Annotated in this window: 28 protein-coding genes; 12 read left to right on the top strand and 16 right to left on the bottom strand. The window is 67.8% G+C overall.

Features of this window, described 5'->3' with window-relative positions; translation table 11 throughout:
- Positions 1–5 precede the first annotated feature (5 nt).
- The 7 genes from pgl to fliL form a co-directional block, all read right to left on the bottom strand.
- Entirely contained in the window at positions 6–692 is a 687-nt protein-coding gene (pgl, locus tag J7528_RS00645; protein ID WP_291870313.1) for a 6-phosphogluconolactonase, read from the bottom strand.
- 3 nt (positions 693–695) lie between these two features.
- On the bottom strand, positions 696–2,159 hold the full coding sequence (gene zwf / locus J7528_RS00640; protein ID WP_291870311.1) for a glucose-6-phosphate dehydrogenase: 1,464 nt from the start codon (positions 2,157–2,159) through the stop codon (positions 696–698).
- Between the two features lie 233 nt (positions 2,160–2,392).
- The gene (locus J7528_RS00635) at positions 2,393–5,254 is read right to left on the bottom strand and encodes an endoglucanase (RefSeq protein ID WP_291870309.1); all 2,862 of its coding nucleotides are present in this window, start codon (positions 5,252–5,254) and stop codon (positions 2,393–2,395) included.
- A gap of 9 nt (positions 5,255–5,263) precedes the next feature.
- Positions 5,264–6,073, bottom strand: coding sequence for a MotE family protein (locus J7528_RS00630; RefSeq protein ID WP_291870307.1), 810 nt, complete (start codon positions 6,071–6,073; stop codon positions 5,264–5,266).
- Positions 6,073–6,654, bottom strand: a complete 582-nt coding sequence (locus J7528_RS00625) for a DUF6468 domain-containing protein (RefSeq protein WP_291870305.1) — start codon at positions 6,652–6,654, stop codon at positions 6,073–6,075. Before J7528_RS00625 ends, J7528_RS00630 begins: the two co-directional genes overlap by 1 nt.
- The gene (fliM, locus tag J7528_RS00620; RefSeq protein ID WP_291870303.1) at positions 6,651–7,793 is read right to left on the bottom strand and encodes a flagellar motor switch protein FliM; all 1,143 of its coding nucleotides are present in this window, start codon (positions 7,791–7,793) and stop codon (positions 6,651–6,653) included. Before fliM ends, J7528_RS00625 begins: the two co-directional genes overlap by 4 nt.
- 27 nt (positions 7,794–7,820) lie before the next feature.
- The gene (gene fliL, locus J7528_RS00615) at positions 7,821–8,438 is read right to left on the bottom strand and encodes a flagellar basal body-associated protein FliL (protein ID WP_291870301.1); all 618 of its coding nucleotides are present in this window, start codon (positions 8,436–8,438) and stop codon (positions 7,821–7,823) included.
- A 226-nt stretch (positions 8,439–8,664) separates the two neighbouring features.
- Between fliL and flgF the strand changes: the two genes are divergently transcribed.
- The 5 genes from flgF (at position 8,665) to J7528_RS00590 (ending at position 12,324) form a co-directional block, all read left to right on the top strand.
- Entirely contained in the window at positions 8,665–9,402 is a 738-nt protein-coding gene (gene flgF, locus J7528_RS00610) for a flagellar basal-body rod protein FlgF (protein WP_291870299.1), read from the top strand.
- Between the two features lie 13 nt (positions 9,403–9,415).
- On the top strand, positions 9,416–10,204 hold the full coding sequence (flgG, locus tag J7528_RS00605) for a flagellar basal-body rod protein FlgG (protein WP_291870297.1): 789 nt from the start codon (positions 9,416–9,418) through the stop codon (positions 10,202–10,204).
- Between the two features lie 4 nt (positions 10,205–10,208).
- The gene (gene flgA, locus J7528_RS00600; protein WP_291870295.1) at positions 10,209–10,991 is read left to right on the top strand and encodes a flagellar basal body P-ring formation chaperone FlgA; all 783 of its coding nucleotides are present in this window, start codon (positions 10,209–10,211) and stop codon (positions 10,989–10,991) included.
- Between the two features lie 15 nt (positions 10,992–11,006).
- Positions 11,007–11,741 carry a flagellar basal body L-ring protein FlgH gene (gene flgH, locus J7528_RS00595; RefSeq protein ID WP_291870293.1) on the top strand — a complete coding sequence of 245 codons (735 nt, stop codon included), beginning with the start codon at positions 11,007–11,009 and terminating at the stop codon, positions 11,739–11,741.
- A 115-nt stretch (positions 11,742–11,856) separates the two neighbouring features.
- Positions 11,857–12,324 (top strand): hypothetical protein, encoded by a 468-nt coding sequence (locus tag J7528_RS00590; protein WP_291870291.1) that lies wholly within the window; start codon positions 11,857–11,859, stop codon positions 12,322–12,324.
- Positions 12,325–12,451: 127 nt separating this feature from the next.
- On the opposite strand, the gene dxs is transcribed toward J7528_RS00590, so the two are convergent.
- The 6 genes from dxs to J7528_RS00560 all read right to left on the bottom strand — a co-directional run bounded on the left by dxs (position 12,452) and on the right by J7528_RS00560 (position 17,591).
- Positions 12,452–14,386, bottom strand: coding sequence for a 1-deoxy-D-xylulose-5-phosphate synthase (gene dxs / locus J7528_RS00585; protein WP_291870289.1), 1,935 nt, complete (start codon positions 14,384–14,386; stop codon positions 12,452–12,454).
- 17 nt (positions 14,387–14,403) lie between these two features.
- Positions 14,404–15,306, bottom strand: a complete 903-nt coding sequence (locus J7528_RS00580) for a farnesyl diphosphate synthase (protein ID WP_291870287.1) — start codon at positions 15,304–15,306, stop codon at positions 14,404–14,406.
- A complete protein-coding gene (locus tag J7528_RS00575; RefSeq protein ID WP_291870285.1) occupies positions 15,306–15,560 on the bottom strand; it encodes an exodeoxyribonuclease VII small subunit in 255 nt (84 codons plus the stop codon). The genes J7528_RS00580 and J7528_RS00575 overlap by 1 nt, the downstream gene beginning before the upstream one ends.
- Positions 15,561–15,669: 109 nt before the next feature.
- Complete coding sequence (locus J7528_RS00570) at positions 15,670–16,329, bottom strand: histidine phosphatase family protein (RefSeq protein ID WP_291870283.1); 660 nt, start codon at positions 16,327–16,329, stop codon at positions 15,670–15,672.
- Positions 16,326–17,246: a histone deacetylase family protein gene (locus tag J7528_RS00565; protein WP_291870281.1), complete on the bottom strand. Its 921-nt coding sequence runs from the start codon at positions 17,244–17,246 to the stop codon at positions 16,326–16,328. The genes J7528_RS00570 and J7528_RS00565 overlap by 4 nt, the downstream gene beginning before the upstream one ends.
- Positions 17,247–17,249: 3 nt before the next feature.
- Positions 17,250–17,591 carry a helix-turn-helix domain-containing protein gene (locus J7528_RS00560; RefSeq protein ID WP_291870278.1) on the bottom strand — a complete coding sequence of 114 codons (342 nt, stop codon included), beginning with the start codon at positions 17,589–17,591 and terminating at the stop codon, positions 17,250–17,252.
- Positions 17,592–17,710: 119 nt separating this feature from the next.
- Here J7528_RS00560 and J7528_RS00555 point away from each other — a divergent pair, with 119 nt between their 5' ends.
- From J7528_RS00555 to J7528_RS00545, 3 genes are all read left to right on the top strand, one after another.
- Entirely contained in the window at positions 17,711–18,718 is a 1,008-nt protein-coding gene (locus tag J7528_RS00555; RefSeq protein WP_291870276.1) for a zinc-binding alcohol dehydrogenase family protein, read from the top strand.
- Positions 18,719–18,749: 31 nt separating this feature from the next.
- The gene (locus tag J7528_RS00550) at positions 18,750–19,277 is read left to right on the top strand and encodes a GNAT family N-acetyltransferase (protein ID WP_291870274.1); all 528 of its coding nucleotides are present in this window, start codon (positions 18,750–18,752) and stop codon (positions 19,275–19,277) included.
- A 185-nt stretch (positions 19,278–19,462) separates the two neighbouring features.
- Positions 19,463–20,641, top strand: a complete 1,179-nt coding sequence (locus tag J7528_RS00545; protein WP_291870272.1) for a VWA domain-containing protein — start codon at positions 19,463–19,465, stop codon at positions 20,639–20,641.
- 15 nt (positions 20,642–20,656) lie between these two features.
- Here the strand turns inward: J7528_RS00545 and J7528_RS00540 are convergent, their stop codons facing one another.
- Together J7528_RS00540 and J7528_RS00535 are read right to left on the bottom strand one after the other, a co-directional pair.
- Positions 20,657–22,081: a calcium-binding protein gene (locus tag J7528_RS00540; protein WP_291870271.1), complete on the bottom strand. Its 1,425-nt coding sequence runs from the start codon at positions 22,079–22,081 to the stop codon at positions 20,657–20,659.
- Between the two features lie 11 nt (positions 22,082–22,092).
- Positions 22,093–22,437, bottom strand: a complete 345-nt coding sequence (locus J7528_RS00535; protein ID WP_291870269.1) for a helix-turn-helix transcriptional regulator — start codon at positions 22,435–22,437, stop codon at positions 22,093–22,095.
- A 156-nt stretch (positions 22,438–22,593) separates the two neighbouring features.
- Here J7528_RS00535 and J7528_RS00530 point away from each other — a divergent pair, with 156 nt between their 5' ends.
- On the top strand, positions 22,594–23,562 hold the full coding sequence (locus tag J7528_RS00530; RefSeq protein ID WP_291870267.1) for a glycosyltransferase family 2 protein: 969 nt from the start codon (positions 22,594–22,596) through the stop codon (positions 23,560–23,562).
- Between the two features lie 34 nt (positions 23,563–23,596).
- Positions 23,597–24,097, top strand: a complete 501-nt coding sequence (locus tag J7528_RS00525) for a hypothetical protein (RefSeq protein WP_291870265.1) — start codon at positions 23,597–23,599, stop codon at positions 24,095–24,097.
- 9 nt (positions 24,098–24,106) lie between these two features.
- Here the strand turns inward: J7528_RS00525 and J7528_RS00520 are convergent, their stop codons facing one another.
- Positions 24,107–24,610: a surface-adhesin E family protein gene (locus J7528_RS00520; protein ID WP_291870263.1), complete on the bottom strand. Its 504-nt coding sequence runs from the start codon at positions 24,608–24,610 to the stop codon at positions 24,107–24,109.
- 131 nt (positions 24,611–24,741) lie between these two features.
- Here J7528_RS00520 and J7528_RS00515 point away from each other — a divergent pair, with 131 nt between their 5' ends.
- Together J7528_RS00515 and J7528_RS00510 are read left to right on the top strand one after the other, a co-directional pair.
- Positions 24,742–25,410: a TetR/AcrR family transcriptional regulator gene (locus J7528_RS00515; protein WP_291870261.1), complete on the top strand. Its 669-nt coding sequence runs from the start codon at positions 24,742–24,744 to the stop codon at positions 25,408–25,410.
- Between the two features lie 36 nt (positions 25,411–25,446).
- Positions 25,447–26,322, top strand: a complete 876-nt coding sequence (locus J7528_RS00510) for a transglutaminase family protein (RefSeq protein WP_291870260.1) — start codon at positions 25,447–25,449, stop codon at positions 26,320–26,322.
- Positions 26,323–26,352: the final 30 nt, after the last annotated feature.

Here is a 26,352-nt window from a genome sequence, read left to right as displayed (position 1 = left end):
GGCGATTACTCCGCCCACAGGATGCGGACCTTGGCGCGGTCCTGCTTCAGGATGGCGGCGACCGGCAGGGCCGGATCGAAGTCGCCTTCCAACAACGCTTTCTTGGCCGCGCCGGTCACCAGCAGCACGATCAGGTCGGTGCGGGTCAGGGCGGCCAGGGTCAGGCTCAGACGCTGGATGTCCGGCGCCGGATCGCCGGGCGGCACGGCCAGGACCGAGCGCTCGGTGTGCGGATCCAACCCGCGCGCCAGCACCGGATTGCCCGGAAACAGCGAGGCGAAGTGGCCATCGGCGCCCACGCCCAGCAGCACCACGCCGAACGGCGCGGCGGCGTTGACGCCCTCCTCCGCCTTCAGCGCGCTCTCTTCGTGGGTCACGCCCTCGAAGAACAGCGGCGCGAACTCGGCTTTCGCCGCCTCGCCGACCAGCAGGTGGCGACGGACCAGGCCCTCGTTGCTGCCCGGATCGGACGGCGGGACGAAGCGCTCGTCGGTCAGGGTGACCGTAATCTTGTCCCAGGGCGCGGTCATGCCGGCCATGCGATCATAGACCGGGGCCGGCGTCGTGCCGCCGGTGGCCGCGAAGCCCGCCTTGCCGTGGGTGGCGACGGCCGTGGTCAGCGCCCCGACCAGGATCGAGGCGGCGGCGTCATAGAGGTCTTCGCGCGAGCCGAAGGCTTCAAACTTGGCCATCGCTTACGCCTTCCACGACCGGCCGCCGGGCGAGATCAGCCCTTGCGCCGACTGCGGTCCCCAGGTGCCCGCCGCGTAGTGGGCCGGCTCGACGCCCGCTTCCGCCCAGGCGGCCGAGACGGCGTCGATGAACTTCCAGGCCTGCTCGACCTCGTCGCGACGCACGAACAGGGTGCGGTCGCCGCGGAAGGCGTCCAGGAACAGCTTCTCGTAGGCGATGCGGCGACGCCCGCCGCTCTGGCCGAACGACAGCGACAGCGGCAGCGACTGCAGGCGCATGCCCTCTTCCGACAGGCCTGGGCGCTTGTTCATCAGCGTCAGGACGATGTTCTCGTCGGGCTGCAGGTCGATGACCAGGCGGTTGGCGCACAGGTCGCTGTCGGTAGCCTTGCCGAAGATGTTGTGCGGCAGCGGCTTGAACTGGACGACGATCTGGGTGCGGCGGTCGGGCAGGTTCTTGCCGGTGCGCAGGAAGAACGGCACGCCGTCCCAACGCCAGTTGTCGATCGCCACCTTCATGGCCACGAAGGTCTCGGTCTTGGTGGGCTTGCCCACTTCCGCGACATAACCCTCGCGGGCCGAGCCCTCGACCACGCCGGCCACGTACTGACCGCGCACGGTGTCGTGGGCCACGCTCTCCTTGGTGAAGGGGCGCAAGCTGCGCAGCACCTTGACCTTCTCGTCGCGGACCGCGTCGGGGTCGAAGCCCGACGGCGCCTCCATGGCGACCAGGCACAAGAGCTGCAGCATGTGGTTCTGCACCATGTCCCGCAGCGCGCCGTACTCGTCGTAATAGGGCCAGCGGTCGCCGACCTTCTCGGTCTCGGCGATTGTGATCTGCACGTGGTCGATCGTGTTGCGGTCCCACAGGGGCTCGAACAGCACGTTGGCGAAGCGCAGGGCGGTCAGGTTCTGGACCGTCTCCTTGCCCAGATAGTGGTCGATCCGGAAGACCTGGCTTTCGTCGACCACGGCGGCGACGGCGGCGTTGGTGGCCTTGGAGCTCTCCAGGTCGCGCCCCAGCGGCTTTTCCAGGATCAGGCGGGCCTTGGGACCGGTCAGGCCGGCGGCTTGCAGCGCCTGGCAGGCCGGGCCGTACAGGCTGGGCGACAGCGAGAAGAAGATTACCAGGTCGCCGTGCTCGCCGATGCGCTCGGCCAGCTTCTTGGTGTCGTCCTCGCTGGTGATGTTGGCGGGTACGTAGTCCAGGCGGGCGGCCAGGCGGTTCCAGGCCGCCTCTTCCACCGTCGCGCGCTTGCCCAGTTGCTCGCGAACCAGGGCGCGATAGCTGGCGGCGTCATGGTCCGCGCGAGCAACGCCGATGATCCGCAAGTCGTGCGGCAGCAGTCGATCAAGTTCGAGGAAGTAGAGCGAAGGCAAAAGCATTCGCAGAGCCAGATCCCCCGCACCGCCCAGCAGCACAAGGACCTCGCGGCCGTTCTCGCCGTCGTCTTTTTTCTTCACCAATGTCGTCCACCCTATGACAACGTTGTCATGACATGCCTGCGGCAGAAAGGCAAGCGCTCGCGGATCCTCCCGCCATATGGGACGGGAGGCGGGCTCTAACTAGGCTAAACGTCTAGAGCCCGCCATAAGACCAATCGGGTTTTGACGGGTGAATTTTCCGTGACGCGGCAGGGCTTTCAGGCCGCCCGTGCCTCTAACTTCAGCGGAATTGACGTGTAGGGGAAACCCCTGCCCTATCGGGCGCCGGCCGGCTTCCCGGTGCGGAAGCGGTCCTTCATCCGACCGATCCAGCCGTTGAAGGCCTCGTTGTCGGCGGTCACGCGGCTGAAGTCCGAGGCCGACAGCGATTCGACGCTCATGCCCTGCAGGGCCACGCGCAGACCGTCCGGATTGCCGGCGGTGTCAATGAAACCCGACCAGCGCTGGCGCAGGCGCGCCAGCGACTTGTCGTCGTCGGCCAGGCTGTAGGCTACGGCCGTGCGCAGCAGGCGCGCCTCGTCGCCGGGGCTGAGGGGGCCGGTGGTCTTGAAGCGGTCGCCCAGCGAGCGTTCGTACATCGCCCCGGCCAGCGGCCAGGCGTGCTGCTTCCAGGCGATCTCGGCGCGGATCTCCTGGCCGTCGCGGCTGTTGTCCTTCTCGATCAGCTCCAGGGCGTCGTCGTAACGGCCAAGGCTCATCAGGGCGCGAGCGGTGGCCAGGCGACGCTCGACGTTCAGGGCCGGCGGCAGGATCGTGGTCCGGGTCGCGTTGATGGTGTCCAGCGCGTCTTCCGGCTTCTTGTTCATCAGGTAGATCCAGGCCAGGTCGGTGGCGACCTGGGCCTTGGGCACGCCGTTCAGGCGGTTGTCGACCTGGTACTTCAAGAGCTTGGCGGCGTCGTCCAGCAGGTCGACATCGACCAGGCGGCGCACCAGGTTGCGGACCATCTGGTCGCCGTCGGCGCCGATCGGGGTCAGGTCCTGGAAGTCGTAGAACAGGCCCACGGCCTGCACCGGCTGCATGCCGTCGGCCAGGCCTTGCAGGAACAGCTGGCGGAAGGTGTTCGACAGGTCGTTCTGCAGAGCCACCGCCTCGGGACGGTCGGGTAGCTGACGACCAGCCGAACGCAGCACTTCCAGCGCCTCGCGATAGCGGCCCTGGTCGATATAGAGCTTGCCCAGCGCGCGAATGACTTCCAGCTCGACGCCGTCGCCGCGCCAGCGATAGCGCAGCTGGTTCAGGGTCTCGGCGGTCTTCTGGGCGGTGATCTGGCCCTTGGCGTAGCCCAGCTGGGTCGCGTGCAGGATGGCCGGCGTCGCCAGCCGGTCGATCGGCGCTTTCGCGATCGCTTCGAACATGCGGCGCGCGCGGACCTTCTCGCCCTTGGCTTCGAAGATGCGGGCCTGGGTCAGGCGGATGTCCAGCTGGTCGGGCACGGGCACGTTGGGCACGGCCAGGGCCTTGGTCACCAGTTGCATGGCGCCGATCAGGTCGCCGACACCCAGGGCCGCCTGGGCCTGGGCGTGCAGGAAGCGCGCGCGCCAGACCGGCGGGAACAGGTCGAGAGCCCGGCCGCCGCCCGCGAACTTGCTGCGCGCGTCGGCCCACTGGCCTTGCTTGGTCGAGATATAGCCGCGCCACAGGGCGCTGGATGGATCGTCGCTGAGCACCGGCGAGGAGAAGTCGGCGTCGGCCTCGGTCAGGCGGCCGGCCATCACCTTGGCCACGCCGCGCAGGCCGCGGAACTCGGCGTCGCCCAGCAGGGTCTGGTGCTTGCGGCCCGCGGCGTTCAGCACGCCGATGGCCTCGAACGACATCTGCGAGCCGACCAGGAAGCGGGCCAGGGCCATGCGGGCGCCGGTGTCGCTGTCCTTGCCGTCGCCTTCCGGCGCGGCGGGGATGGCGCCTTGCAGGGCGTTGTAGCGAGTGAGGAAGCCGCCCGAGCCGGTCTTGGGCCAGTTGTCCAGGTCGATCAGGGCCGGCATCGACATCGGCTGCGGCGCGCCGGCGGCGGCCTCTTCCGGCGGGGTATTGGCCGAGATCGGCGACAGGATCAGGCCCTTGGGCCGGCCGATGCGCAGCAGGTCGCCGTCGGCCTGCACCAGCAGGTCAGTGGCGTAGGGTTCGATGGCCAGGCCCTGCACCGATTGCAGCAGCGCCATCTCGACATATTCGCGCCGCGACGGCAGGCCCTTGGACGGGGCCAGGGCCGGCGCGACGATCATCTTGTCGCCGACGGCCGGATCGGCCACCCAGACCGCCTTGGTCACGCCCGAAACGCTGGCCGACAAGGTCGCCGGGTGCACGCTCTCGTCGCGCGCGACCTTGATGATGTCGGGGCTTTCCTGCGAGCCGGGACCCAGGCTGATCTTCCACAGACCGCCCTGCCCTTCGGCCACATAGGGCTTGCCGGCCTGGGTGACGATGCGCAGGGCGCTGTAGTCGGGGCCCTTGAAGACCTGGAACTTGGAATAGCCGACGCTGGACGACGGCAGTTTGGACGTATCGAGCCGCGCGGGCGTGTCGAACACGATCCAGACGGCCTCGCCGCGCCGGAACACGGCGGCGCCAGCCGGGGCCGCCCAGTTGAAGCTGAGCGTGACTTGCTGGTCCTCGCGCTCGAACTCGACCTTGACCACGCCGCTGGCGGGCATGGGATTGGGGCGGCCGATCGGGGCGGCTGGCGCGGCAGTCGTCTGACTGGCCGGCGGCGCGCCCGGGCGGGCGAAGATGTTGACGAAATCGACCCCGTCGGCGTTGCCCAGACGCGCGTCGGCGTCGTCGGTAAGGGTCAGCACGATCTCGAGCACGCCGTTGACGTGGCGCGCTTCGGAGGCCTTCACCCAGCGCGGCGGCGCGATCTTCAGGCTGGAGAGATCGGGATTGGCGTCGCGGCTGAACCGCATCACCAGCGTCTGGCCCTCGCGGTGCGAGACCATCTTCGCGCCGCCGCCCCAATGGAATTCGACCCGCGAGAAGTCAGCCGCCTGCGCCACGCGCACGTCCAGCGAACCGCGCGCCGCAGCGGGCGGCGGCGCGGCGTAGCCGGACGGCGCCAGCGTGCCCGCGATGACCGCGGCGGCGACGCTGGAGCGCAGGAGCTGGCGAAGGGTCATGGGCCTCCCTTAGCCGGCTTTTTTGGGAGCCGACTTGGCCTTGGGGGCCGCGGCGCCGGCCAGGCCGGCGTCGGCCTGCTGGGTCGGCGCGGCGGCGCCAGGCGCAGCGGCCGCATTCTCGGCGATCGCGGCCTTGCCCTTCTCGACGGCCGGGTTGGCCATGCGCGAGGCCAGGCGCTCGGTCAGGATCTTGGCTTCGCCCGGCGCCATGTTGGCCAGGATCTGCGACAGCGCCCGTTCCTTCATCTTGGCCGCGATCGGCAAGCGAACTTCGTCCGACAGCAGGGTGATGCGGGCGGCGGCATCCTTGGGCTTCATGCCCTGATAGACGGTGACCAAGCGATCGACTTCGGCCTGCTTCTGGTTGTCGACCTGGCCCAGAAGCCCCTGGATGTCGCCCTTCAGGCCCGTCAGGGACTTCATCTTGGCGTCCAGCTTGGCTTCGGCGGCGGCCAGCAGCTGCAGCTGGACGTCGATGTCCTGCTCACGCTGGTCCAGCTGGCCACGGCGCGCGCCCAGGCTTTGCAGCACGCGCAGTTCGGCGGGCGAGAGGCCGGCCTCCTTGGCCAGCGCATCCGCCGAAGGGGCGCAGACGCGCGGCGGCGGGGCGTTGGCGGCGGCCGGTTGACCAGCGCCCTCGGCCGAAGCGGCCTGCTCGCCTTCAGCCTTCTTGCCTTCCGGCTTGGCGACGCCTTCAGCGAAAGCCTTGGCCCCGCCCAGCAGGTCGGGCAGCGACTTGGCGCCGGCCATGGCGTTGATCGCCAGGACGCCGCCGACAGCGATACCGACCAGGGGGAGGATGCGAGGAACGTTCTTCATCAGCGGGGCGCTCTGGGGTTGCTTCCGGGACGCGAGCCATCGGCCGGTCCGTCGAAGAGGTCATCATCGATCCGCGCCCGTGAACGCGGGGTTTCGCGGGAGGCGCTGGGGCCTCCCAGATTGCTGCGAGCGGCCGGCGGGAGGCGGTCTTCCCGGTCCAGCAGACGCTCGAAATCTTCAGCCTTCAGCCGGCGTTCCGGCTGAGGAGCCGGCTCAGGCTCCCGGCGCGTCAGCGCAGGGCGCTCGAAGCGTTCCTCACGCTCGACCGGACGCTCCGGGCGAGCGGGCGTCGGGGCCGGAAGCGGACGGCTGGTCCGCTCTTCCAGCTGGGCCGCCAGGGCCTGGGCGCGCTCGATGCGCACCGCCAGGGTCTCGGCCGCCTCGTCGGTGGCCGCGCGCAGGTCGGCCAGGCCCTGCTCGGCGCGGGCCGCGGCCTGGTCCAGTTCCGCCACCGCCTTGGCGAAGCCCTCGTGGCTGTCGCGCAGGGCCTTCAGGCGGCGCTCGAGACGCCAGCCGAAGGCCAGCGCCGCGATCAGCAGCACCGCGAGAAACCCGTTCATGGCGAAGGCGATCAGGCTCATTTCAGCTTCTGCACGGCCTTCTTGGCGGCGGGCGTCAGCGGAGCCTCGGCCCGGACGGCGATAGAGTGATTCCGGCGACCCATGCGGCCGCGCGTCAGCGGGATCGACCCGGCGCGCAGCTCGACCAGGCTGTCAGGCGTGGCGTTCAGCATCAGGGTGTCGCCCACCTGCATGTTCAACACGCGCGACAGCGGCACCTGCTGCTCGTCCAGAACGGCGCGAACCTCGGTCTGGGTGGTCCACAGCTCGGTGGCCAAGTGGCCTTCCCAGATGTTGTCACGGCCGAACTTCTCACCCATGAACTGCTGCAGCAGCATCTTCCGGATGGGTTCCAGCGTGGCGTAGGGCAGCAGCAGTTCGATGCGGCCGCCGCGGTCTTCCATGTCGATGCGCAGCTTCACCAGGATGGCCGCGTTGGCCGGACGGGCGATAGCCGCGAAGCGCGGGTTGGTTTCCAGGCGGTCCAGCGAGAAGCCGACCGGATGCAGAGGTTCGAAGGCGCTCTTCAGGTCCTGCAGCACGACCTCGATCATCCGCTGCACCAGCACGCGCTCGATCGTGGTGTAGGGACGGCCTTCGATGCGCATCGCGGCCGTGCCGCGACGGCCGCCCAGCAGCACGTCGACGATCGAGTAGATCAGGTTGGAGTCGACCGTCAGCAGGCCGTAGTTGTCCAGCTCCTCGGCCCGGAACACCGCCAGGATGGCCGGCAGCGGGATCGAGTTCAGGTAGTCGCCGAAACGGATCGAGCTGATGTTGTCGAGCGAGACTTCGACGTTATCCGACGTGAAGTTCCGCAGGGACGTCGTCATCAACCGCACCAGGCGGTCGAAGACGATTTCCAGCATCGGCAGACGCTCGTACGAGACCAGCGCCGAGTTGATGATGGCGCGGATGCCCGTGCGGTCTTCACCGCCGTCGCCGGAGAGGTCGAAGCCCAGCAGGCTGTCGATCTCGTCCTGGTTCAGGATGCGTTCCGAGCCCGCCTCACCGCCGCCGTCATCCCAGCCGCCCATGCCGCCGGAAAAGTCGCCGAACTCGTTGCCGCCGCCAGCATCACCGCCGCCATCGAAGGCGCCGGGGGGGTTCTGCGAGGCCCATTGGGCCATCGCGGCCTGATCGTCCAGTTCGTCCGCCATGTTTGTTCGCCCAACCAGCCCGAAGGCTTAGTTGATCAGCATCTCCTCGATGAGGACCGCATTCACCTTGGCCGGCGCGGCGACCAGGTTCACCCGGCGCAGCAGTTCGACCCGCAGTTGGAAAGTGCCCTGAGAACCGTTCAGGTCCTCGGGGCGCAGCTCGCGCAGGAAGGTCTGGAACATGTCCTGCAGTCGGGGCAGGTTCGGCGTCAGCGCTTCGGCCGTGTCCTCATCGGGCAGCTCGAAGGTCAGCTTCAGTTTCAGGAAGGTCGACTTGCCGTCGGCCGTCTGCATGTTCACGACGATGTCGGGCAGCGTGTAGAAGACCACGCCGTCGGGGCCTTCCTTGATCACGGGCGCCGGACCGCCAGCAGCGGCCGCGCCGCCCTCGCCTTCCTTCTTCTCGCCCTTCTCTTCCTTTTTTTCCTTCTTCTCTTTCTTTTCCTTGCCGTGTTCGCCTTCAGCGGCGGCCTCCGGCTTGGGCTTCATCAGGAAGAAGGCCGCGGCTCCGCCGCCGCCCAGGACGAGGACGCCCGCGGCGATCGCGATGATCAGGATTGGCGGCTTCTTTTTCGCCGGGGCTTCGCCCTCGACGCCCTCTTCCCCTTCGGGAGCGGGAGCTTCCTTTTCCGGTTTCTTGGCCACGCGCGCGGTTCCTTGGAATCTATGCCCGTACACATGCGGGGGACATGGTTAACGATGTGTTTTGGAAGCCATTCTGTCGCAGGCTGAATCTGCCCGGCAGACTCCTCCACTCACCCCTGCGTTAACCTTCCTATTTGTTGATTTATAACGCGTTTTAGAGCTGGCACGAAGGTTGCTTCTGGAGATGCGGCGCATTTGTCGCGCCAGCCGCCCGAGTTAACTCGCCATGGACAACGCGCTTTATGTCGGCCTGTCGCGTCAGATGACGCTGCGCCGCCAGCTCGACATCGTGGCCAACAACATCGCCAACGCCAACACCACGGGCTTCAAGACCGAAGACCTGATGGTCGCCACCGAACAAGGCAAGCCGGCCCGGACCCTGGACGGCAAGGCCACGGTCAAGTTCGTGCTGGACACCGGCGTGGCCCGCGACTTCACGCAAGGCGCCATGACCAAGACGGGCGGCGACTTCGACCTGGCGATCGAGGGCAACGGTTTCTTCCACGTCCAGGCTGGCGGCGCCGACCGCTACACCCGTGACGGCCGCTTCACCACCAACCCGGAAGGCCAGCTGGTCACCCAGGAAGGCGCTCTGGTCCTGGACGACGGCGGCGGTCCTCTGACGATCGACCCGACGCTGGGCCCGGTCGCCATCGGCAAGGACGGCACGGTCAGCCAAGGCGCCGTGCGTGTCGGCCGCCTGGCCGTGGTCCGCCCCGACGACCTGTCGTCGATGGCCAAGGACGGCGACAATCTCTACCGCAACACCACCAACACCACCCTGGCAGCCGCCCCGGACGCCCGCGTCCACCAGGGCATGCTGGAATCCTCGAACGTCCAGCCAGTCATCGAGATCACCAAGCTGATCGAGATCCAGCGCGCTTACGAGAGCGTCGCCAAGATGATGGACAACACCGCCGAACTCTCCCGCACCGCCGTCGATCGGCTGGGCAAAGTCAATTAAGGGACGCTAGCCGATGCAAGCTCTCCGCACCGCCGCTTCGGGCATGTCAGCGCAACAGCTGAACGTCGAAGTCATCTCGCACAACATCGCGAACATGAACACCGTGGGCTTCAAGCGCCAACGGGCCGAGTTCCAGGACCTGCTGTACCAGCAGGTGGAGCGCGCTGGTTCGCAGTCGTCCAGCAACGGCAACATCGTCCCGACCGGCGTCCAGGTCGGCGGCGGCGTCAAGGCCGGCTCGGTCTATCGCATCACCGAGCAAGGCACCCCGACCCTGACCGACAACCCGCTGGACATCGCCATCCAGGGCAAGGGCTACCTGCCGATCCTGATGCCCTCGGGCGAGACGGCCTATACCCGCGCCGGCAACTTCTCGACCAACGACCAGGGCCAGATCGTCACCGAGGACGGCTACACCGTCCAGCCGGGCATCACGGTCCCGCAGAACGCCACCGACATCATCATCAGCAAGACCGGCCTGGTGCAGGTGAAGCTGGACGGCCAGACCGATCCGCAGACCATCGGCCAGATCCAGCTCGCCAACTTCATGAACGAAGGCGGCCTGGAGCAGATCGGCGACAACCTGCTGCTGGAAACCGCCGCCTCGGGCGCCGCCACCCTGGCCGCCCCCGGCGAACCGGGCTTCGGCATGCTGATGCAGCACTACACCGAAGCCTCGAACGTCGATGCGGTGACGGAAATCACCTCGCTGATCACGGCCCAGCGCGCCTACGAGATGAACTCGAAGGTGATCACCACAGCCGACCAGATGCTCCAAGCCACCTCGCAGCTGCGGTCGTAAGCTCATGAAGTCCTTCCTGTTCGCCGCCGCCGCCACGCTGATCGTCAGCGTCCTGTCCGCCCCGGCCTTCGCCGGCACGCCGGTGTCCCTGCGCATGGACACCACCGACGCCGACGGCCGCATCACGCTGGGCGACCTGTTCGACGGCGTGTCCGGCCCGGCCGCCAACATGGTCGTCGCCGCCCGCATGGGCCCGACCGCGGTGCTGGACGCCGGCCAGGTGCAGGTCTCGGCCCGCCGCGCCGGCTTCGACTGGACCAACAGCAACGGCATCCGCCGCATCATCGTCCGCGAAGGCCTGGACAATGGCGGCGTGTCGGCTGGCGCCGGCGGCGCTTCGGCCTCGGCCGCGCGTGGCAATGTGGAAGTTCTTGCCTATGCCCGCAGCATGATGGCCGGCGAAATCGTCCAGCCGCAGGACCTGATCTACGTGAAGATGGCCGGCGCCCCGGTCGACGCCCCGCGCGATTCCGACGCCGTCATCGGCCTGGCGGCCAAGCGCCCCCTGCGTGAAGGCGCCGCGGTCTCCCTGCGCGATGTTGCCGCAGCCCAGGTCATCAAGAGCGGCGACCTGGTCACCATCACCTATGATGACGGCGGAATTTCCCTTTCGCTTCAAGGCAAAGCGCTGGCCGCCGCCGCCACCGGCGACGTCTTCGCCGTCCAGAACACGCTCTCCAAGAAGGTCATTCAGGCTGTCGCGACCGGTCCCGGAAGCGCCGCCGTGGGTCCGCAGGCCCGGAGCTTGCAAGCCCGTTCGCAACCCGTCCGTTTCGCCGCTCGCTAAGAGGTAGCTCACCCCATGCGTCGCCCCGTCATCCTCGCCGCCGCCGTCCTGCTCGCCCCGCTGGCCGCCTGCTCCACCGTCACCGAAGCCGTGAAGGGTCCGAACCTGGCCCCGGTCGGCTATCCGGCCGAACTGGCCCCGATGCAGCAGCAATATGTCTCGGCCCGTGAGCCGGCCCCGCAGGCCGCTTCGGCCAACTCGCTGTGGCGCGTCGGCGCCCGCGCCTTCTTCAACGACCAGCGCGCCAGCCGCGTCGGCGACATCCTGACCGTGATGATCGACATCGACGACAGCGCCAGCACCAAGAACCAGACCGCGTCCTCGCGCACCTCGAACATGAAGGCCGGCATTCCGAACCTGCTGGGCCTGGAATCGAGCCTGGGCAAGGTGCTGCCGGGCGGCTTCGATCCGGCCAACGCCCTGAACACCAACTCGGCCACCACCAATGCCGGCGCCGGCAGCGTCCAGCGCTCGGAAAAGATCAGCCTGACGATCGCCGCCGTGGTCAGCCAGGTCCTGCCGAACGGCAACATGGTCATCCAGGGCACCCAGGAAGTCCGCACCAACGCCGAGCTGCGCCAGCTGACGGTGGCCGGCATCGTGCGTCCCGAGGACATCTCCTCGGCCAACACCATCAAGCACACGCAGATCGCCGAAGCCCGCATCAGCTACGGCGGCCGCGGCGACATCAGCCGCGTGCAGAAGACCCCGGCCGGCCAGTCGCTGGTCGAGAAGTTCTCGCCCTTCTAAGCGAGACGAAGCGTAAAGCCTTGAACGGGCGCGGCGGCTTTGGCCTCCGCGCCCGATTTCGTTTCAGGAGCCATTCAGGTCCCCGCGGCGTTGATCGAGCGAGGAGGACCTTCCCATGGCGTCCCGTATCGCCCTCGCCGCTCTGACGATCCTGACCGCAGGCCTGGCCGGCTGCGCGCACGAGAAGGTCGCGGTGAGCGGCTATCGCTGGGCGTATCTCGAAGCCCAGCAGGAAGCCCCCCGCCTGGCCTATGGTCGCCCGAACAGCGACGATGTCGTGCTGATGATCAGCTGTCGCCCTGGCCAGGACCAGGTCGACGTCTCGGCCGTGGGCCTGTCGGGCGGCGAGATCGTCCTGGCCTCGGGCCGCGCGGAAACCCGCTTCGCCGCCGCCAAGGTCGACAACGCCATGGGTGACGGCGGCCTCTTGGAGGCGCAAGGCAAGGCCAGCGCCCCGGCGTTGGCGGGTTTCAAGCGATCAGGCGACCTGGCGCTGCTGACCAAGGGCGAGCGCCACGACCTGGCGGCAGGTTCTGCCGACCAGGGTCACGTGAAAGCGTTCTTCAAGGCGTGTGGGGTCTAACAAAAACCGCTCATCCCCGCGAAAGCGGGGACCCAAGCGGCATTGGCCTGTAGGCATGTCTCAGCAAAATCCGCAGACTCAGCTTGGGTCCCCGCTTTCGCGGGGATGAGCGGATGTGGGAGTGAGCTTACGCCCTACGCCCAGCCCCCGCCGCGCTCACATTATCCATCCCCAGCGCCGAAAGCGCCCCGCGCAGGATACCATCCGCGTCGAGGCCGGCTTGGGCGTACATGGCGTCGGGCTTGTCCTGGTCCTGGAAGACGTCGGGCAGGCACAGGGTGCGGATCTTCAGGCCGCGATCCAGGGCGCCGTGCTGGGCCAGGGCCTGCAGCACGAAAGCGCCGAAGCCGCCCATCGAGCCTTCTTCCACCGTGACGATGGCCTCGTGCTCGCGCGCCAGACGCAGCAGCAGGTCGAGATCCAGCGGCTTGGCGAAGCGGGCGTCGCAGACGGTGGCCGACAGGCCACGCGCGGCCAGCAGGTCGGCGGCCTTCAGGCTTTCGGCCAGGCGGGTGCCGAACGAGACGATGGCGACGCTGGTCCCTTCGCGGACGATGCGGCCCTTGCCGATCTCCAGCGGGTCGATGGTCGCGGGCATTTCCAGGCCCAGGCCCTCGCCGCGCGGATAGCGGAAAGCCGACGGGCGGTCGTCGATCGCGGCGGCGGTGGCGACCATGCGGGCCAGCTCGACCTCGTCGGCGGCGGCCATCAGCACCATGCCGGGCAGAGCGCCCATGAAACCAATGTCGAAGCTGCCGGCGTGGGTGGGGCCATCGGCGCCGACCAGGCCGGCGCGGTCCATGGCGAAGCGCACCGGCAGGCCCTGGATGGCCACGTCGTGCACCACCTGGTCGTAGCCGCGCTGCAGGAAGGTCGAATAGATCGCCGTGAACGGCTTCATGCCGTCGGCGGCCAGGCCGGCAGCGAAGGTCACCGCGTGCTGCTCGGCGATGCCGACGTCGAAGGTGCGCTCCGGGAAGGCCTTGCCGAACAAATCGAGGCCCGTGCCCGAGGGCATGGCGGCGGTGATGGCGACGATCTTGTCGTCCTTCTCCGCCTGGCGGATCAGTTCCTGGGCGAAGACCTTGGTGTAGCTGGGCGGGCCGGCGGCCGCCTTCTGCTGCTGGCCGGTGACGACGTCGAACTTGGCCACGGCGTGCAGCTTGTCGGCCGCGCCCTCGGCGGGAGCATAGCCCTTGCCCTTCTGGGTGACGCAGTGGACCAGCACCGGCTTGTCCTCGAACGCCTTGGCGTTCTTGAGCACGCTGACCAGGGCGTCCATGTCGTGACCGTCGATCGGGCCGACATAGTGGAAGCCCAGTTCCTCGAAGAAGGTGCCGCCGGTGACCATGCCCCGGGCATATTCTTCCGCCTTGCGGGCGGCTTCGCGCATCGGGGTCGGCAGCTTTTCGACGACGGTCTTGCCCAGCTTGCGCACCGAGCGATAGGCGCCGCCCGAGACCAGGTTGGCCAGATAGGCGCTCATGCCACCCACCGGCGGGGCGATCGACATGTCGTTGTCGTTGAGGATGACGATCAGGCGCTTGGTCGTATCGGTCGCCGCGTTCATCGCCTCATAGGCCATGCCCGCGCCCAGCGAGCCGTCGCCGATCACGGCGATGACGCTGTTGTCTTCGCCCCCATTAGCCACTCGGGCGTCGCGCGCGGCGCAGAAGCCCAGCGCCGCCGAGATCGAGGTCGCCGCGTGAGCCGCGCCGAACGGGTCGTATTCGCTCTCGGCCCGCTTGGTGAAGCCCGACAGGCCGCCGCCCTGCCGCAGCGTCTTGATGCGATCGCGGCGGCCGGTGAGGATCTTGTGCGGATAGGCCTGGTGGCCGACGTCCCAGATGACGATGTCCTTGGGCGTCTCGAACACGTGGTGCAGGGCCACGGTCATCTCGACCACGCCCAGGCCCGCGCCCAGGTGACCGCCCGTCACCGACACCGCGTCGATCATCTCGGCCCGCACCTCGGCGGCCAGCTGCTTCAGCTCGGGTACGGAGAGGCCTCGCGTATCGGCGGGCGAAGCGACGGTGTCGAGCAGAGGCGTTTTCGAAGACATGTTTGACAAAAGCGCGGTCAGTTGCGGCGGTCCAGCACGAAATCAACGCTTTCGCGCAGATGTTCGGCTCGTTCGCCAAAGATTTCGAGATGGGAACGGGTTTGGTCGGCGAGAAGCGCCACGCGCTCTTTCGCCGCGTCCAGCCCCAGCAGGGTGACGTAGTTGGCCTTGCCCATGGCGGCGTCCTTGCCGCCCGTGGCCTTGCCCATGGTCTCGGGGTCGCCCTCGGCGTCCAGGATGTCGTCGACGATCTGGTAGGCCAGCCCTAAGTCCTGGGCGAAGGCCATCAGGGCGGCGCGCTCGGAATCCTTTGCCCGGGCGATGATCAGCGGAATCTCGAAGGCGAAGGCGATCAGGGCCCCGGTCTTCAGGCGCTGCATGCGCGCCACCGCGCCCAGGTCGTCGCGGACGCCCAGGATGTCGATCATCTGGCCCCCAGCCATGCCCTTGGCGCCCGAGGCGATGGCCAGTTTGCGCACCAGTTCCGAGCGGACATGGCCGTCGTCGTGGGTGTCGGGGTGGGCCATGATCTCGAAGGCCGCCGTCTGCAGGGCGTCGCCCGCGAGGATGGCGGTGGCCTCGTCATATTGCTTGTGCACGGTCGGACGACCGCGGCGGACGTCGTCGTCGTCCATGGCCGGCAGGTCGTCATGCACCAGGCTGTAGGCGTGGATGCATTCCAGCGCGCAGGCCGCCCGCAGCACCGGCCGCTCGGCCAGGTCGAACATCTTGCCGGTCTCGAGCGCGAAGAATGGGCGCAGGCGCTTGCCGGGGCCCAGGGCCGCGTAGCGCATGGCCTCGGTCAGGCGCGTTTCCGGACCGTCGGCGCGCGGCAGCAGCTCGTCCAGCGCCACGGTGACGATGTCGGCGGCCTGGACGATCCGCTTCTCGAGATCGCTTGCCGGACGCGGGCCCGCCATCAGTTGAACTCAGCCGCTTCGGCCGAGACGGCCCCGCCCTGCCCCAGGACGATCTTCTCGACCTTCAGGCGCGCGGCCTCCAGCTTCTTTTCGCAGTGGGCCTTCAGGGCCGCGCCGCGTTCGTAGATGTCGATGGAGCGCTCCAGCGGCGCCTGGCCCGACTCCAGCTCGGCCACGATCCGCTCCAGCTGCGCCAGGGCTTCCTCGAAGCTCAAGGCGGAGATGTCTGCGGGGGCGTTAACGGCGTCGGTCATTTCAACTCTCAGGTGAACAGGCGTCAGCCTAGTGTCCCAGGCCGATGCGAGCAACGGCCTAGAGCCTAGGCGTGGTTAAGGGAAGAGGCTTTGCGAGATCAGGGACAGATCAGGCGCGGCGGAAGCGCTTGATGCTCCAGTAGGCGTGGCCTTCGTCGACCAGTTTCGCCAGGCCACGCTGCTTCAGCGCGTCGGCGATCATCCAGTTGAAGAAGCCGTGAGCCACGACCAGGACATCCTGGCCCTGGTCGGAAAGCTCGACCAGCAGGTCGGCGGCCTTGCCGGCCCGCACCTCGGCCTCGGCGCGGGTCTCCTGGCCGCCGTGGTTGTTGAAGAACCACCACCAGAAGCGCGCGAAGAACCCCAGGCGCTTGGGCGACATCTTCAGCCACAGGGGCCAGGGCGGCGGCGGCAGCGGGGCCTCGATGAAGGTCGGGTCGGTGGCGAAGGCTCGGCCGCCGGTCACCGCCTGGGCCGTCTCGATGGCGCGGCGGCGGGTCGAGGCGATCAGCACGTCGGCGTCGCGAGCGATCTGGATCAGCGAGTCCGGCGGGGTCTGGCCTTCCTTCAGGCCGCCCACTTCATAGAGCGCCCACCAGTCGCCGTATTCGGGCGCGTTCAGGCGGACCTTGCGCGACAGGGCGGGTTCGCCGTGACGGGCCAGGGTGATGGTCCCCGACTTCACGGGCGGGGACGCTTGGTCGGCGGTCGTAACGTCGGCCATGTTGTAGAGAAGTCGGTCGGCGACCTCGCCGTTCCGTCCTCTCACCCCTCCTGAAGAGCGCGCACATGCGCGGCGGCGGATCGCCCCAGCGCCTGGAGGTCGTAACCGCCCTCGAGCGAGGACACAACCCGGCCCTTGGCCCTGGCGTTGGCCACCGAGACGATCGCCCGGATCGCCCAGGCAAAATCGTCCTCCTCCAGGCTCTGGGCCGACAAGGGATCACGGACGTGGGCGTCGAAGCCGGCCGAGACGATGACCAGCTCGGGCGCGAAGGCGTCGACCTTGTCCATCAGGCCCTCGAATCGCGACCGCCAGGTCTCGCGCGGCGCATGGGGAGCCACGATGGCGTTGGCGATATTGCCCAGCCCCGTCTCGGACGGATCGCCGGTGCCGGGATACAGCGGCGACTGGTGGATCGAGGCGAAGAACACCGTCGGATCGTTCTCGAACACCGCCTGGGTGCCGTTGCCGTGATGGACGTCGAAATCGACGATCGCCACCCGCTTCAGCCCCGCCGCCTGGGCCGCGCGGGCCGCCACGGCGACGTTGGAGAACATGCAGAACCCCATGGCCGCGCCCGGCTCGGCATGGTGGCCCGGCGGCCGCACGGCGCAGAACGCCCGCTGGGTCTCGCCGACCGCCACAGCGCGCACCGCCGCCGCGCAAGCCCCGGCCGCCCGACGCGCGGCTAGCAGGCTGCCGGTCGACATCACCGTGTCAGGATCCAGGGCCCGCCGGCCGCTGCTGGGCGCGGCGGCGAAGACGGCGTCCACGAACGCTTGCGGATGCACCCGCAGCAGGTCCTCGACATCGACCAGCGGCGCATCCTGCGGCTCCAGCTCCAGGTTCGGATCATCGTTCAGGGCGTCGATCACCGCCCGCAGACGCTGAGGGCTCTCCACGTGGCCGTCGCCCGGCTGGTGGTCCAGCATGTCGAGGTGGGTGTAGAGCGCCAAGGTCATGGGTCAGCCGGCCTTTCGCTCGGGCTCGACGGGCATGCCCAGCACATTGGCGTCGCCCCAGGCCTTCAGCGCGCAGATCACCGGCTCCAGGCTCTTGCCCTTGGTCGATAGCGAATATTCCACGCGCGGCGGCACCTCGGCATAGACGGTGCGGACGATCAGGCCGTCGGCCTCCAGCTCGCGCAGCTGCTTGGTCAGCATGCGCTGGGTCACCGCCCCCAGCTTCCGCGCCAGGGCGTTGAAGCGCATGCGGCCGCCCATCAGGTGGTACAGGATCACGCCCTTCCACTTGCCGTCGATCAGGCCCAGCGCCGCCTCGACGCCGCATTCCTTGGGGTCTTCCACGGCAGCCTCACAGTATACAAACGGGTACTACATACAGAAAATGACCGTACTTGCGAAGATCGTAGCATAGAGCGATCTCCTCCGCAGCGGTTCGAAACCGCCCATCTTTGGAGATCCCCATGAAGATCGTCGGCTTCCGCGAGCTCAAGCCCGCCACCGATCCCAACGCCCTGCTTGACCTGGAAGCGCCCGCCCCTGTGGCCACTGGCCACGACATCCTGGTGCGGGTGAAGGCCGTGTCGGTGAACCCCGTCGACACCAAGGTCCGCAGCCGCGCCCAACCCGCCGAGGGCGAGGTTCGCATCCTGGGCTATGACGCCGCCGGCGTGGTCGAGGCGGTTGGCGAGGCCGTCACCCTGTTCTCACCCGGCGACGAGGTGTTCTACGCCGGCGCCATCCACCGCCCGGGCTCGAACGCCGAGCTGCAACTGGTCGACGAACGCATCGTCGGCAAGAAGCCCAAGACCCTGGACTTCGCTCAGGCGGCGGCCATGCCGCTGACCTTCATCACCGCCTGGGAACTGTTGTTCGACCGCCTGGGCGTGGCCCGCGACGGCGGCGAAGGCCAGAGCCTGGTGATCATCGGCGGGGCCGGCGGCGTCGGCTCGGCCCTGATCCAGCTGGCCCGCAAGCTGACCAAGCTGAACGTGGTGGCCAGCGCTTCGCGTGACGAGACCCGCCAGTGGGTGGAGGGCCTGGGCGCGCACCAGATCTTCGACCACACTAAGCCGCTGGCCAGTGAGCTGGCGCGCCTGGGCCTGGACGCGCCGGCCTATATCGCCGTGCTGACCCACAGCGCCCAGCACTTCCCGCAGGTCGTCGACGCCATCGCCCTGCAAGGCAAGATCGGCATCATCGAAGCCGACGGCGATCTCAACATCCGCCCGCTGCAAGCCAAGGCTGCCTCGATCCACTGGGAATACATGTTCGCCCGGCCGCAAGGCACGCCGGACATGATCGAGCAGCACAGGCTGCTGGATGAGGTCGCGGACCTGGTCGACCAGGGCGTTCTGCGCACCACCCTCACCCAGGTGGTCGGCAAGATCCGCGCGGCCGACCTCTTGGAGGCCCACCGCATCGTCGAGAGCGCCCGGACCATCGGCAAGGTCGCCCTAGAGGGGTTCTAAGAAGCAAGGCTTCTGATTGAAGGGTCCGGTCATGGCGGCTACTCAAGCTGCCATGACCGACACCCTGCGCCGCGCCACCATCGAAGACGCCGACACCGTGTCCAGCCTGGGCGCGCGGACCTTCACGGAAACCTTTGCCCACCTCTATCCGCCCGAGGATCTGGAGACCTTCCTGGCCTATGCCTACGGCCTGGAGCGGACCCGGAACGACCTGGCTCATCCCGACAAGGCGACCTGGCTGCTCGAGGACGAGGACGGCGAGGCCATCGGCTACGCCCTGGCCGGGCCTTGCGACCTGCCGCACGACGAGATGGCTGAGGGTGACGGCGAGCTGAAGCGGATCTATGTGCTGAAAAGCCACCAGGGCGGCGGGCGTGGATCGCGGCTGCTGAACACGGCGCTGGACTGGCTGGGCCCGCGCCGGATCTGGATTGGCGTGTGGTCGGAGAACTTTGGGGCCCAGAAGCTGTACGGGCGGATGGGGTTTACGAAGGTCGGGGAGTATTTCTTCAAGGTCGGCGAGACGAACGATCTGGAGTTTATTCTCAGGCGAGGGTGAGTGACCTCCTTCTGCCCCCTCCGGGGGCGGACGACCGCGAAGCGTCAGGTGGGGGCCTGTGCGCCGGCCGACTCGCCCCCTCCGCGCCTTCGGCGCTCCTCCCCCGGAGGGGGAAGAAGGGTCACGGCATTGCGTCTCCAATCAGAACCCTCCACAATCCGAACATCCGTTCGAAAGTCGCGCCGATGTTCCTTCGTTTCTTCTCCGAGCTGCGCCAGGCCAAGGTGCCGGTGAGCCTGCGCGAGTACCTCCTCTTGATGGAGGCCCTGGACAAGGACGTCATCGACCGTCGGATCGAAGACTTCTATTTCCTGTCGCGCGCAAGCCTGGTGAAGGACGAGAAGAATCTCGACAAGTTCGACCGCGTGTTCGGCCACGTCTTCAAGGGCCTGGAGACTGTCAACGAAGGCCTGGCCGCCGACATCCCGGAAGAGTGGCTGAAAGCCCTGACCGAGAAGTTCCTCACCGACGAGGAGAAGGCCCAGATCGAGGCCCTGGGCGGCTTCGAGAAGCTGATGGAGACCCTGCAGGAGCGCCTGCGCGAGCAGAACAAGCGCCACGAGGGCGGCAACAAGATGATCGGCTCGGGCGGGACCTCGCCGTTCGGCAACAACGGCTACAATCCCGAAGGCGTGCGCATCGGCCAGGACAAGAGCCGCCACGGCCGCGCGGTGAAGGTCTGGGACAAGCGCGAGTACAAGAACCTCGACGACAGTGTCGAACTGGGCACTCGCAACATCAAGGTCGCCCTAAGGCGCCTGAGGAAGTTCGCCCGCACCGGCGCGGCCGACGAGCTGGACCTGAACGGCACGATCAAGGGCACGGCCGAGAAGGGCTATCTGGACATCCAGCTGCGGCCCGAGCGCCGCAACGCCATCAAGGTGCTGATCTTCTTCGACATCGGCGGCTCGATGGACGGCCACATCAAGCTCTGCGAGGAGCTGTTTTCCGCCGCCAAGACCGAGTTCAAGAACCTGGAATTCTACTACTTCCACAACTGCCTCTACGAGACGGTCTGGAAGGACAACAAGCGCCGCCACACCGAGAAGATCCCGACCTTCGACGTGCTCCACAAGTTCCCCGCCGACTACAAAGTGATCTTCGTCGGCGACGCGACCATGAGCCCGTACGAGATCACCTATCCGGGCGGCAGCGTCGAGCACTGGAACGAAGAGCCCGGCGCCATCTGGATGCAGCGGGTCACCGACATCTATCAGAGCTGCATCTGGCTGAACCCGACGCCCGAGCGGCACTGGGACTACACCCAGTCGATCGGCGTGATGAAGCAGATCCTGAGCGACCGCATGTATCCGCTGACCCTGGAAGGCCTGGATAAGGCGATGCGCGAGCTGGTCAGGGGCTAGAGCCCCCTCCCCCTTTTAGCGCGTGGCGGGCGGATCGCCGGGATGGCCGGCGATGTCGGTCGTGGTCGCTTGGCCGACCAGGCCGATGGTCGATGTGTCGAAGTGATCGTTGGCGATCGTCGTGCCCAGCTTGAAGGTGGCCGTCGTCGCGCCGCCCAGCAGGATGAACACGTCCTCGCGCCCGTCGCCGTCCAGGTCGAAGCCGACGCGGACGCCTGACACGGCCTTGGTCACGTCGGTCACCTGGGCGGCGGTCGCTTCGTTCAGCGTCGCGCCCTGGACGGCCAGCACGTCGTTGACGGCGGTCGTGGTGACCACGGTCAGCTCGCCCTTGCCGGTCACGGCCAGGTGGTCGCCCTTGCTGGCCTGATAATCCAGCACGACGCCCAGCAGGGCTTCGGCCTTGTCGGTCGGATGCTGGGCCGAAAGCAGGAAGGTGTCGGCGCCGGCGCTGCCGGAAGCCACGACACGGGCATTCATGACGATGCGGTCGTCGCCCGCGCCGCCGTCGATGCGGTCGATCTGGCCTTTGCCCGCGCCACCGCCATCGATGTAGTCGTCGCCGGCGCCGGCGGCGATCACTTCACCCTCGGCCGTGCCATGCAGGACGTCGTTACCGTTGGTGCCGACCACGGCCGCCTTGTCGCTGGCGAAGGCCAGCTCACGGACCTCGGCATTGCCCAGCGACAGCTCGTACTGGCCCTCGCGTTCCCCCTCCGCCGACTGCGGGACCGGATGGGTTTCGGACGAAGCGGTCGGAGTCGGCGCATGGCTCATATGCGCGCCATCGACCTGGGGCAGGCCATCATGGCCCTGCGCCGCGGTCTCGATCGCGAGGCCGTGGGCCGTAACGGCCTTGACCGGCGTCGCGTTGGCGGCTTCGCCTTGCGCGGCCTGCGGCGCGACATGGCTCTGGGACCGATCGGCTTCGAGGTTCAGCGCCGCGATCAGCTTGGACGCCACGCCCTCGATCGCCGGATCGTCCAGGCGCGGCAGGTTCTCGAAGTTCAGGCGGCCGGCTTCGCCCAGATCGACGCCGCGCAGCTCCAGATAGAGACCCACGGCGATGACCAGCGACAGGAAGGACTGGGCCTCGCGGCTGGCGGGATTGAACGCGACCACGACGCCGGTCTGGTTGTCGACGTTCGAGGACAGCACCTGGCGCAAGGCGCCCCACAGGCTGCCGACCTGATGGAACATGTCGACCGCCGCGTCGTGCACCACGAACTGGCCGTCGATACGGGCGATATGAACCAGCACATCCTGGTTGCCGTCGGTCACGACGTACCAGGGATCGCCGGAATCGGTCTGACCGAACACGACATCGATGTCGCCATAGGTCGACTCGAGTTGCTGGGTGAGCAACAGCAGCAGGCCCCGCTCGTTGGCGGACCAGTCGGTGGCCGGAGGCCGGGGACTGAAGGCTAGGATCTCACCCATCAAGCGGCTCGTCAGGCTTGCGCCGCTCTGTCGGCGACAGGCTCGGCCTCTTCGGCCGCGCCGTCGAACAACAGGCGGTACAGCTCAGGTTCGTAGTACCGCAGCAATGTGCGGGCGAATTGACCGGGTTCAAGCCCCAGGCTTTCGGCCCAAACGGCCTGGGCCTCGATCGGCACCCGACCCAGACCGTTCTCCACCTGAGACACGAAGGTATAATAACGCAGGCCGGTCTTCTCGGCCAACTCGGCCTGAGTCAAGCCTACCGCCTCGCGTGCGGCCTTAAGCCACCGCCCCGCTTCACGCCGGAGGGTCTTCGTCAACGCCGCCTTGGCGGGGTTCATCGCCGTTCTGGACATCGCTAAGCCGCTTTCGCGCCCAACTGCGGGCGCTCCCCTAGTTGTTACACATTGCGTAAAAACGCAACAATCTGTTGCGACCTCATCGAGAGGCCTTGCGGAACATGAATTCCGCACATACAGTTTTTATGCAACTATTTTGAGCGCAACAAACACATGTTTGTCTCGATCGACCCCGCCCACTCCCGCGCCGCGACCCGGAGCGTTCAACCGCGCCTGTCGCTGATCATGGTCGTCTACATGACCGGCCCGGCGCTGATGGAGAGCGTGCGCCACGTCCTGGACGAGCCGCTGGTCGAGGAATTCGTCCTCGTCGACAACGGCTCCTCCCTGGCCGACGCGGCGTGGCTGCGCGAGCTGGCCCGCCGCGAACCGCGCGTGCAGCTGCTGCAGGGCCTGGGCAATATCGGCTTCGCGCGCGCCGCCAATCTGGGCGCGGCCGCCGCGAAGGGCGAGGCGCTCGTCTTCCTCAATCCGGACGCGTTCCTGACCCCCGGCGCGGTGGCGGCCCTCGTGGACGCCGCCCGCGACCGCCCCTCGCCCTGCGTGATCGGGGCCCGGGTCTTCAACACCGACGGCACAGAACAGCGGGGCGCGCGGCGCGGCGAGATCACGCCGGTCACGACCCTGCTTACCCTCTCGAAGCTTAGCGCCACCCTGCCCCCGCTGCGCCGCTTCGAGATCCACCGGGAGAGCGAAGCCCCCCCTTCGCACCCGGTGGACACCCCTACGATCTCGGGCGCCTGCTTCTATATGTCGGCGGCCGACTTCCACGTCCTTGGCGGTTTCGACGAAGGCTTCTTCCTGCACGTCGAGGACATCGACCTGTGCTGGCGCGCCCGCCAGCAGGGCGGCAGCGTGCTGTTCCAGCCCAACGCCCGCATCATCCACGTCGGCTCGACCAGCAAGGAAAACCCGCTGATCATCGAGTGGCACAAGGGCAAGGGCCTGGTCCGCTACTTCCTCAAGCGCGCCGACACCCTGCAGCGCAAGCTGCTGGCCCTGGTGCTGGCCCCGCTGATCCTGGGCACGGCCGTCGCCCGTCCGCTGCTGCGCCAAGTGCTGCGCGGCCGCATGGGCCGCCCGGCCGAACGCCTGGCGCCCTTGACGAAACCGGCCGTCTGAAGCCTCACTGGATCACCCGAAGGTTGATCCAGTCATGCGCCGACATCTCGCCCTCACCGCCGTCGCCTGCGCCCTGCTGGCCGCCTCGGGCGCACACGCCCAGCGCCAGCGTGGCGACGAGAGCTGGGGCCAGACCGGGGTGTCATACCTGCAGTACCGCACCGACGCGGTCGAGTGCGCCTACAAGGTCGGCCAAAGCGCGCCGGTGGCGTTTGCCGAGGTCGACCTGATCTTCGGGAGCAACATCTCCATGCCCGGCGCCGAGAAGGACGTCGACCTGCCGATGCGCGAGATGGTCGACTCCGCCAATCCCAACCCCGGCCGCATGAGCCGTCCGTTCCGTGAGATCTCCAGCCAGCTGCAGGAGCCGCTGGCCAAGTGCCTGGGCGAGCGCGGCTACCGCCGTTTCCGCCTGACCAAGGATCAGACCAAGGAGCTGAAAGGCCTGTCGGTCGGCTCCAAGGCTCGGCAGGTCTATCTGTGGAACCTGGCGGTGGATCCCCAGGTCCAGCAGCGCCAGACGGCGCGCCGCTAGCCGGCCTTTCTAGCCTGCGAGGGGCTTCATGCAGGCGGCGTCGACCACGCTCTCGTCGAAGGCGCCTGGCTCGGGCTTGGTCCAGGCGCGGTCTTCGAAGGCATAGGCCGTCTCGGCGCCCTTCAGATTGTTCTCGGGATAACGATAGACCGCCAGGCTGCGGAAGCTGCGGGCCTGGCAGTCGACATCCTGAGCCATGCGCTCGGATCGGAAGCTCAAGCCCGCCTCGCTCTGCGGCGTGCGGAACTCGTGGCGCACCCAGACCCGCTGCCAGGGCTGCCCGGCCGGCGTCTTGCCAGTCTTGGCGAAGGTGATGACGCCCTTGTCCTCGCCCACGCCCAGGAACGGCCAGCCGATGCCCTCGATGCGCTCCGACCACCGGGGCGCGGCCTTCGTCTTCTGGTCCGGGGCCGTGATCGTCACGGAATCGACTTTGGCCTGGTCGTCCTGAGCTTGAGCCGGGGTCGCGGCCTGTCCGCCCAGCAGCAGAAGAGCCGTCAGCATGCCGATCATCGCTCGCTCCCCGTGCATTCCTTGGGAAAAGCCTAAACGCGAACGCCGTTACGCGCTACAGGGACGATCTTGACGCTTGCGCCAAATTCGAACGGCCGTAAGACTTCCCTACGGGTAAAGGGGAATACGTAGTGAGTCCGACCACCGACGCCGCCGCTTCAACCGAAGTCGAGGCCGCCGAGACCGAAGCCGCCACCAAGAACCTGGTCTTCGTCGCCGCCGAGCGCCTGTTCGCCCTGCACGGTTTCCAGAACGTCTCGGTGCGCGACATCACCGCCGCCGCCGGCGTGAACCTGGCCTCGGTGAACTATCACTTCGGGTCCAAGGACGCGTTGCTGTTCGAGATCTTCCGGCGTCGCACGGCCGAGCTCAATCGCGAGCGCGCCAAGATGCTGCACGAGGCCAACGACCGGAACACCGGTTCGCCGCCGGTGCGCGAGATCCTGGCCGCCCTGCTGACCCCGCCCCTGCGCTGGCTGGCCCCGGACCACGAGCGCCGCATCTCGCTGCAGTTCCTGATCCGCGCCCGCAGCGAAGGCACCGACGAGATCCGCAACGTGCTGAAGACCGACGTCTCGCACCTGCGCCGCTTCTCCGACGCCCTGCTGCGCGCCCGCCCCGACCTGTCGCCGGAAGACGTCTACTGGCGGCTGCACTTCACGCTGGGCATGCTGCACAACAACCGCTTCGCCGAGTTCGACCGCCTGAACGTGCTGTCGGAAGGCCAGACCAGCGAGTCCGACGTCGTGGCCCTGCTCGAGCGCATGCTGGCCTTCGCGGAAGCCGGTTTTAAGGGCTAGGAACCTCAACCATGCCGGGCGCGTTGAAGCCCCGGCATGGGACGGCTGCGCATCCTTCATGAGACGCGGTACTACTATGAACGGCCGGTGCGGTTCGGACCGCAGCGGCTGCTGATCCGGCCGCGCGACAGTCACGCCCTGCGCATCGTCGAGGCCAGCTTGCGCCTCTACCCGCCCGGCGCCACGCGCTGGAGCTATGACGCCAACGGCAACTGCGTCTGCATCTTCGAGCCCAGCGGCAAGTCGGACGCCATGCGGGTGGCCAGCGAGCTGGTCATCGACCGCTATCCCGCCCCGCTGGTCCCACAGCGGGTCGAGAACCCCGACACCCTGATGCCGATCGTCTATTCCCGCGAAGACCGCACGACGCTGGAGCCGTTCATCGCCCCGGTCACCGACGATCCGGACGCGGTGCTGCTGCGCTGGCTGCGCGGGGTGCAGGCCCACAAGGACGAGCCGGCCCTGGCCTTCCTGCTGCGCATCAACGAGCTGATCCACAGCCAGTTCACCTATTGCAACCGCTACGAAGAGGGGGTGCAGACGCCGGTCGAAACCCTGCAAAAGCGCAGCGGGGCCTGTCGCGACCTGGCCTGGCTGATGGTCGAGGGCCTGCGCCGCCTGGGCTACGCGGCGCTGTTCGCCACCGGCTACATCCACTCGCCCGGAACCCAGATCCGCGGCGCAGGCGCGACCCATGCCTGGTGCGAGGTCTTCCTGCCCGACCTGGGCTGGCTGGAGTTCGACCCCACCAACGGCCTGGCGGAATCGCCTGACCTGATCCGTGTCGCCGCCACCCGAACGCCTGCTCAAGCGTTACCTGTCTCGGGCGCCATCATCGGCGACCCAGGCGCGGCGCGCCTTCAAGTTTCCGTCGACGTTCGGTTGGTCGAGGATATCAACTCTGCGGCGTGATAAGTTCAGTGGCGTACGGGAGGAAAAGCC

This window comes from Caulobacter sp. (assembly GCF_017744445.1).
Lineage (GTDB): Bacteria > Pseudomonadota > Alphaproteobacteria > Caulobacterales > Caulobacteraceae > Caulobacter.
Note: the sequence above shows the minus strand (reverse complement) of the source record. Positions and strands in the feature narration are given on the sequence as shown.

Coding starts and splice junctions, on each gene's coding strand:
- J7528_RS00535 (WP_291870269.1), bottom strand. CDS start 22,437: ATGTCCAGAACGGCGATGAACCCCGCCAAGGCGGCGTTGACGAAGACC.
- J7528_RS00630 (WP_291870307.1), bottom strand. CDS start 6,073: ATGAAGAACGTTCCTCGCATCCTCCCCCTGGTCGGTATCGCTGTCGGC.
- fliM (WP_291870303.1), bottom strand. CDS start 7,793: ATGGCGGACGAACTGGACGATCAGGCCGCGATGGCCCAATGGGCCTCG.
- J7528_RS00530 (WP_291870267.1), top strand. CDS start 22,594: ATGTTTGTCTCGATCGACCCCGCCCACTCCCGCGCCGCGACCCGGAGC.
- J7528_RS00590 (WP_291870291.1), top strand. CDS start 11,857: ATGGCGTCCCGTATCGCCCTCGCCGCTCTGACGATCCTGACCGCAGGC.
- J7528_RS00575 (WP_291870285.1), bottom strand. CDS start 15,560: ATGACCGACGCCGTTAACGCCCCCGCAGACATCTCCGCCTTGAGCTTC.
- J7528_RS00520 (WP_291870263.1), bottom strand. CDS start 24,610: ATGATCGGCATGCTGACGGCTCTTCTGCTGCTGGGCGGACAGGCCGCG.
- J7528_RS00635 (WP_291870309.1), bottom strand. CDS start 5,254: ATGACCCTTCGCCAGCTCCTGCGCTCCAGCGTCGCCGCCGCGGTCATC.
- flgG (WP_291870297.1), top strand. CDS start 9,416: ATGCAAGCTCTCCGCACCGCCGCTTCGGGCATGTCAGCGCAACAGCTG.
- flgH (WP_291870293.1), top strand. CDS start 11,007: ATGCGTCGCCCCGTCATCCTCGCCGCCGCCGTCCTGCTCGCCCCGCTG.
- flgA (WP_291870295.1), top strand. CDS start 10,209: ATGAAGTCCTTCCTGTTCGCCGCCGCCGCCACGCTGATCGTCAGCGTC.
- J7528_RS00555 (WP_291870276.1), top strand. CDS start 17,711: ATGAAGATCGTCGGCTTCCGCGAGCTCAAGCCCGCCACCGATCCCAAC.
- J7528_RS00550 (WP_291870274.1), top strand. CDS start 18,750: ATGGCGGCTACTCAAGCTGCCATGACCGACACCCTGCGCCGCGCCACC.
- dxs (WP_291870289.1), bottom strand. CDS start 14,386: ATGTCTTCGAAAACGCCTCTGCTCGACACCGTCGCTTCGCCCGCCGAT.
- flgF (WP_291870299.1), top strand. CDS start 8,665: ATGGACAACGCGCTTTATGTCGGCCTGTCGCGTCAGATGACGCTGCGC.
- J7528_RS00565 (WP_291870281.1), bottom strand. CDS start 17,246: ATGACCTTGGCGCTCTACACCCACCTCGACATGCTGGACCACCAGCCG.
- J7528_RS00580 (WP_291870287.1), bottom strand. CDS start 15,306: ATGGCGGGCCCGCGTCCGGCAAGCGATCTCGAGAAGCGGATCGTCCAG.
- J7528_RS00625 (WP_291870305.1), bottom strand. CDS start 6,654: ATGAGCCTGATCGCCTTCGCCATGAACGGGTTTCTCGCGGTGCTGCTG.
- J7528_RS00545 (WP_291870272.1), top strand. CDS start 19,463: ATGTTCCTTCGTTTCTTCTCCGAGCTGCGCCAGGCCAAGGTGCCGGTG.
- J7528_RS00525 (WP_291870265.1), top strand. CDS start 23,597: ATGCGCCGACATCTCGCCCTCACCGCCGTCGCCTGCGCCCTGCTGGCC.
- J7528_RS00510 (WP_291870260.1), top strand. CDS start 25,447: ATGGGACGGCTGCGCATCCTTCATGAGACGCGGTACTACTATGAACGG.
- pgl (WP_291870313.1), bottom strand. CDS start 692: ATGGCCAAGTTTGAAGCCTTCGGCTCGCGCGAAGACCTCTATGACGCC.
- J7528_RS00540 (WP_291870271.1), bottom strand. CDS start 22,081: ATGGGTGAGATCCTAGCCTTCAGTCCCCGGCCTCCGGCCACCGACTGG.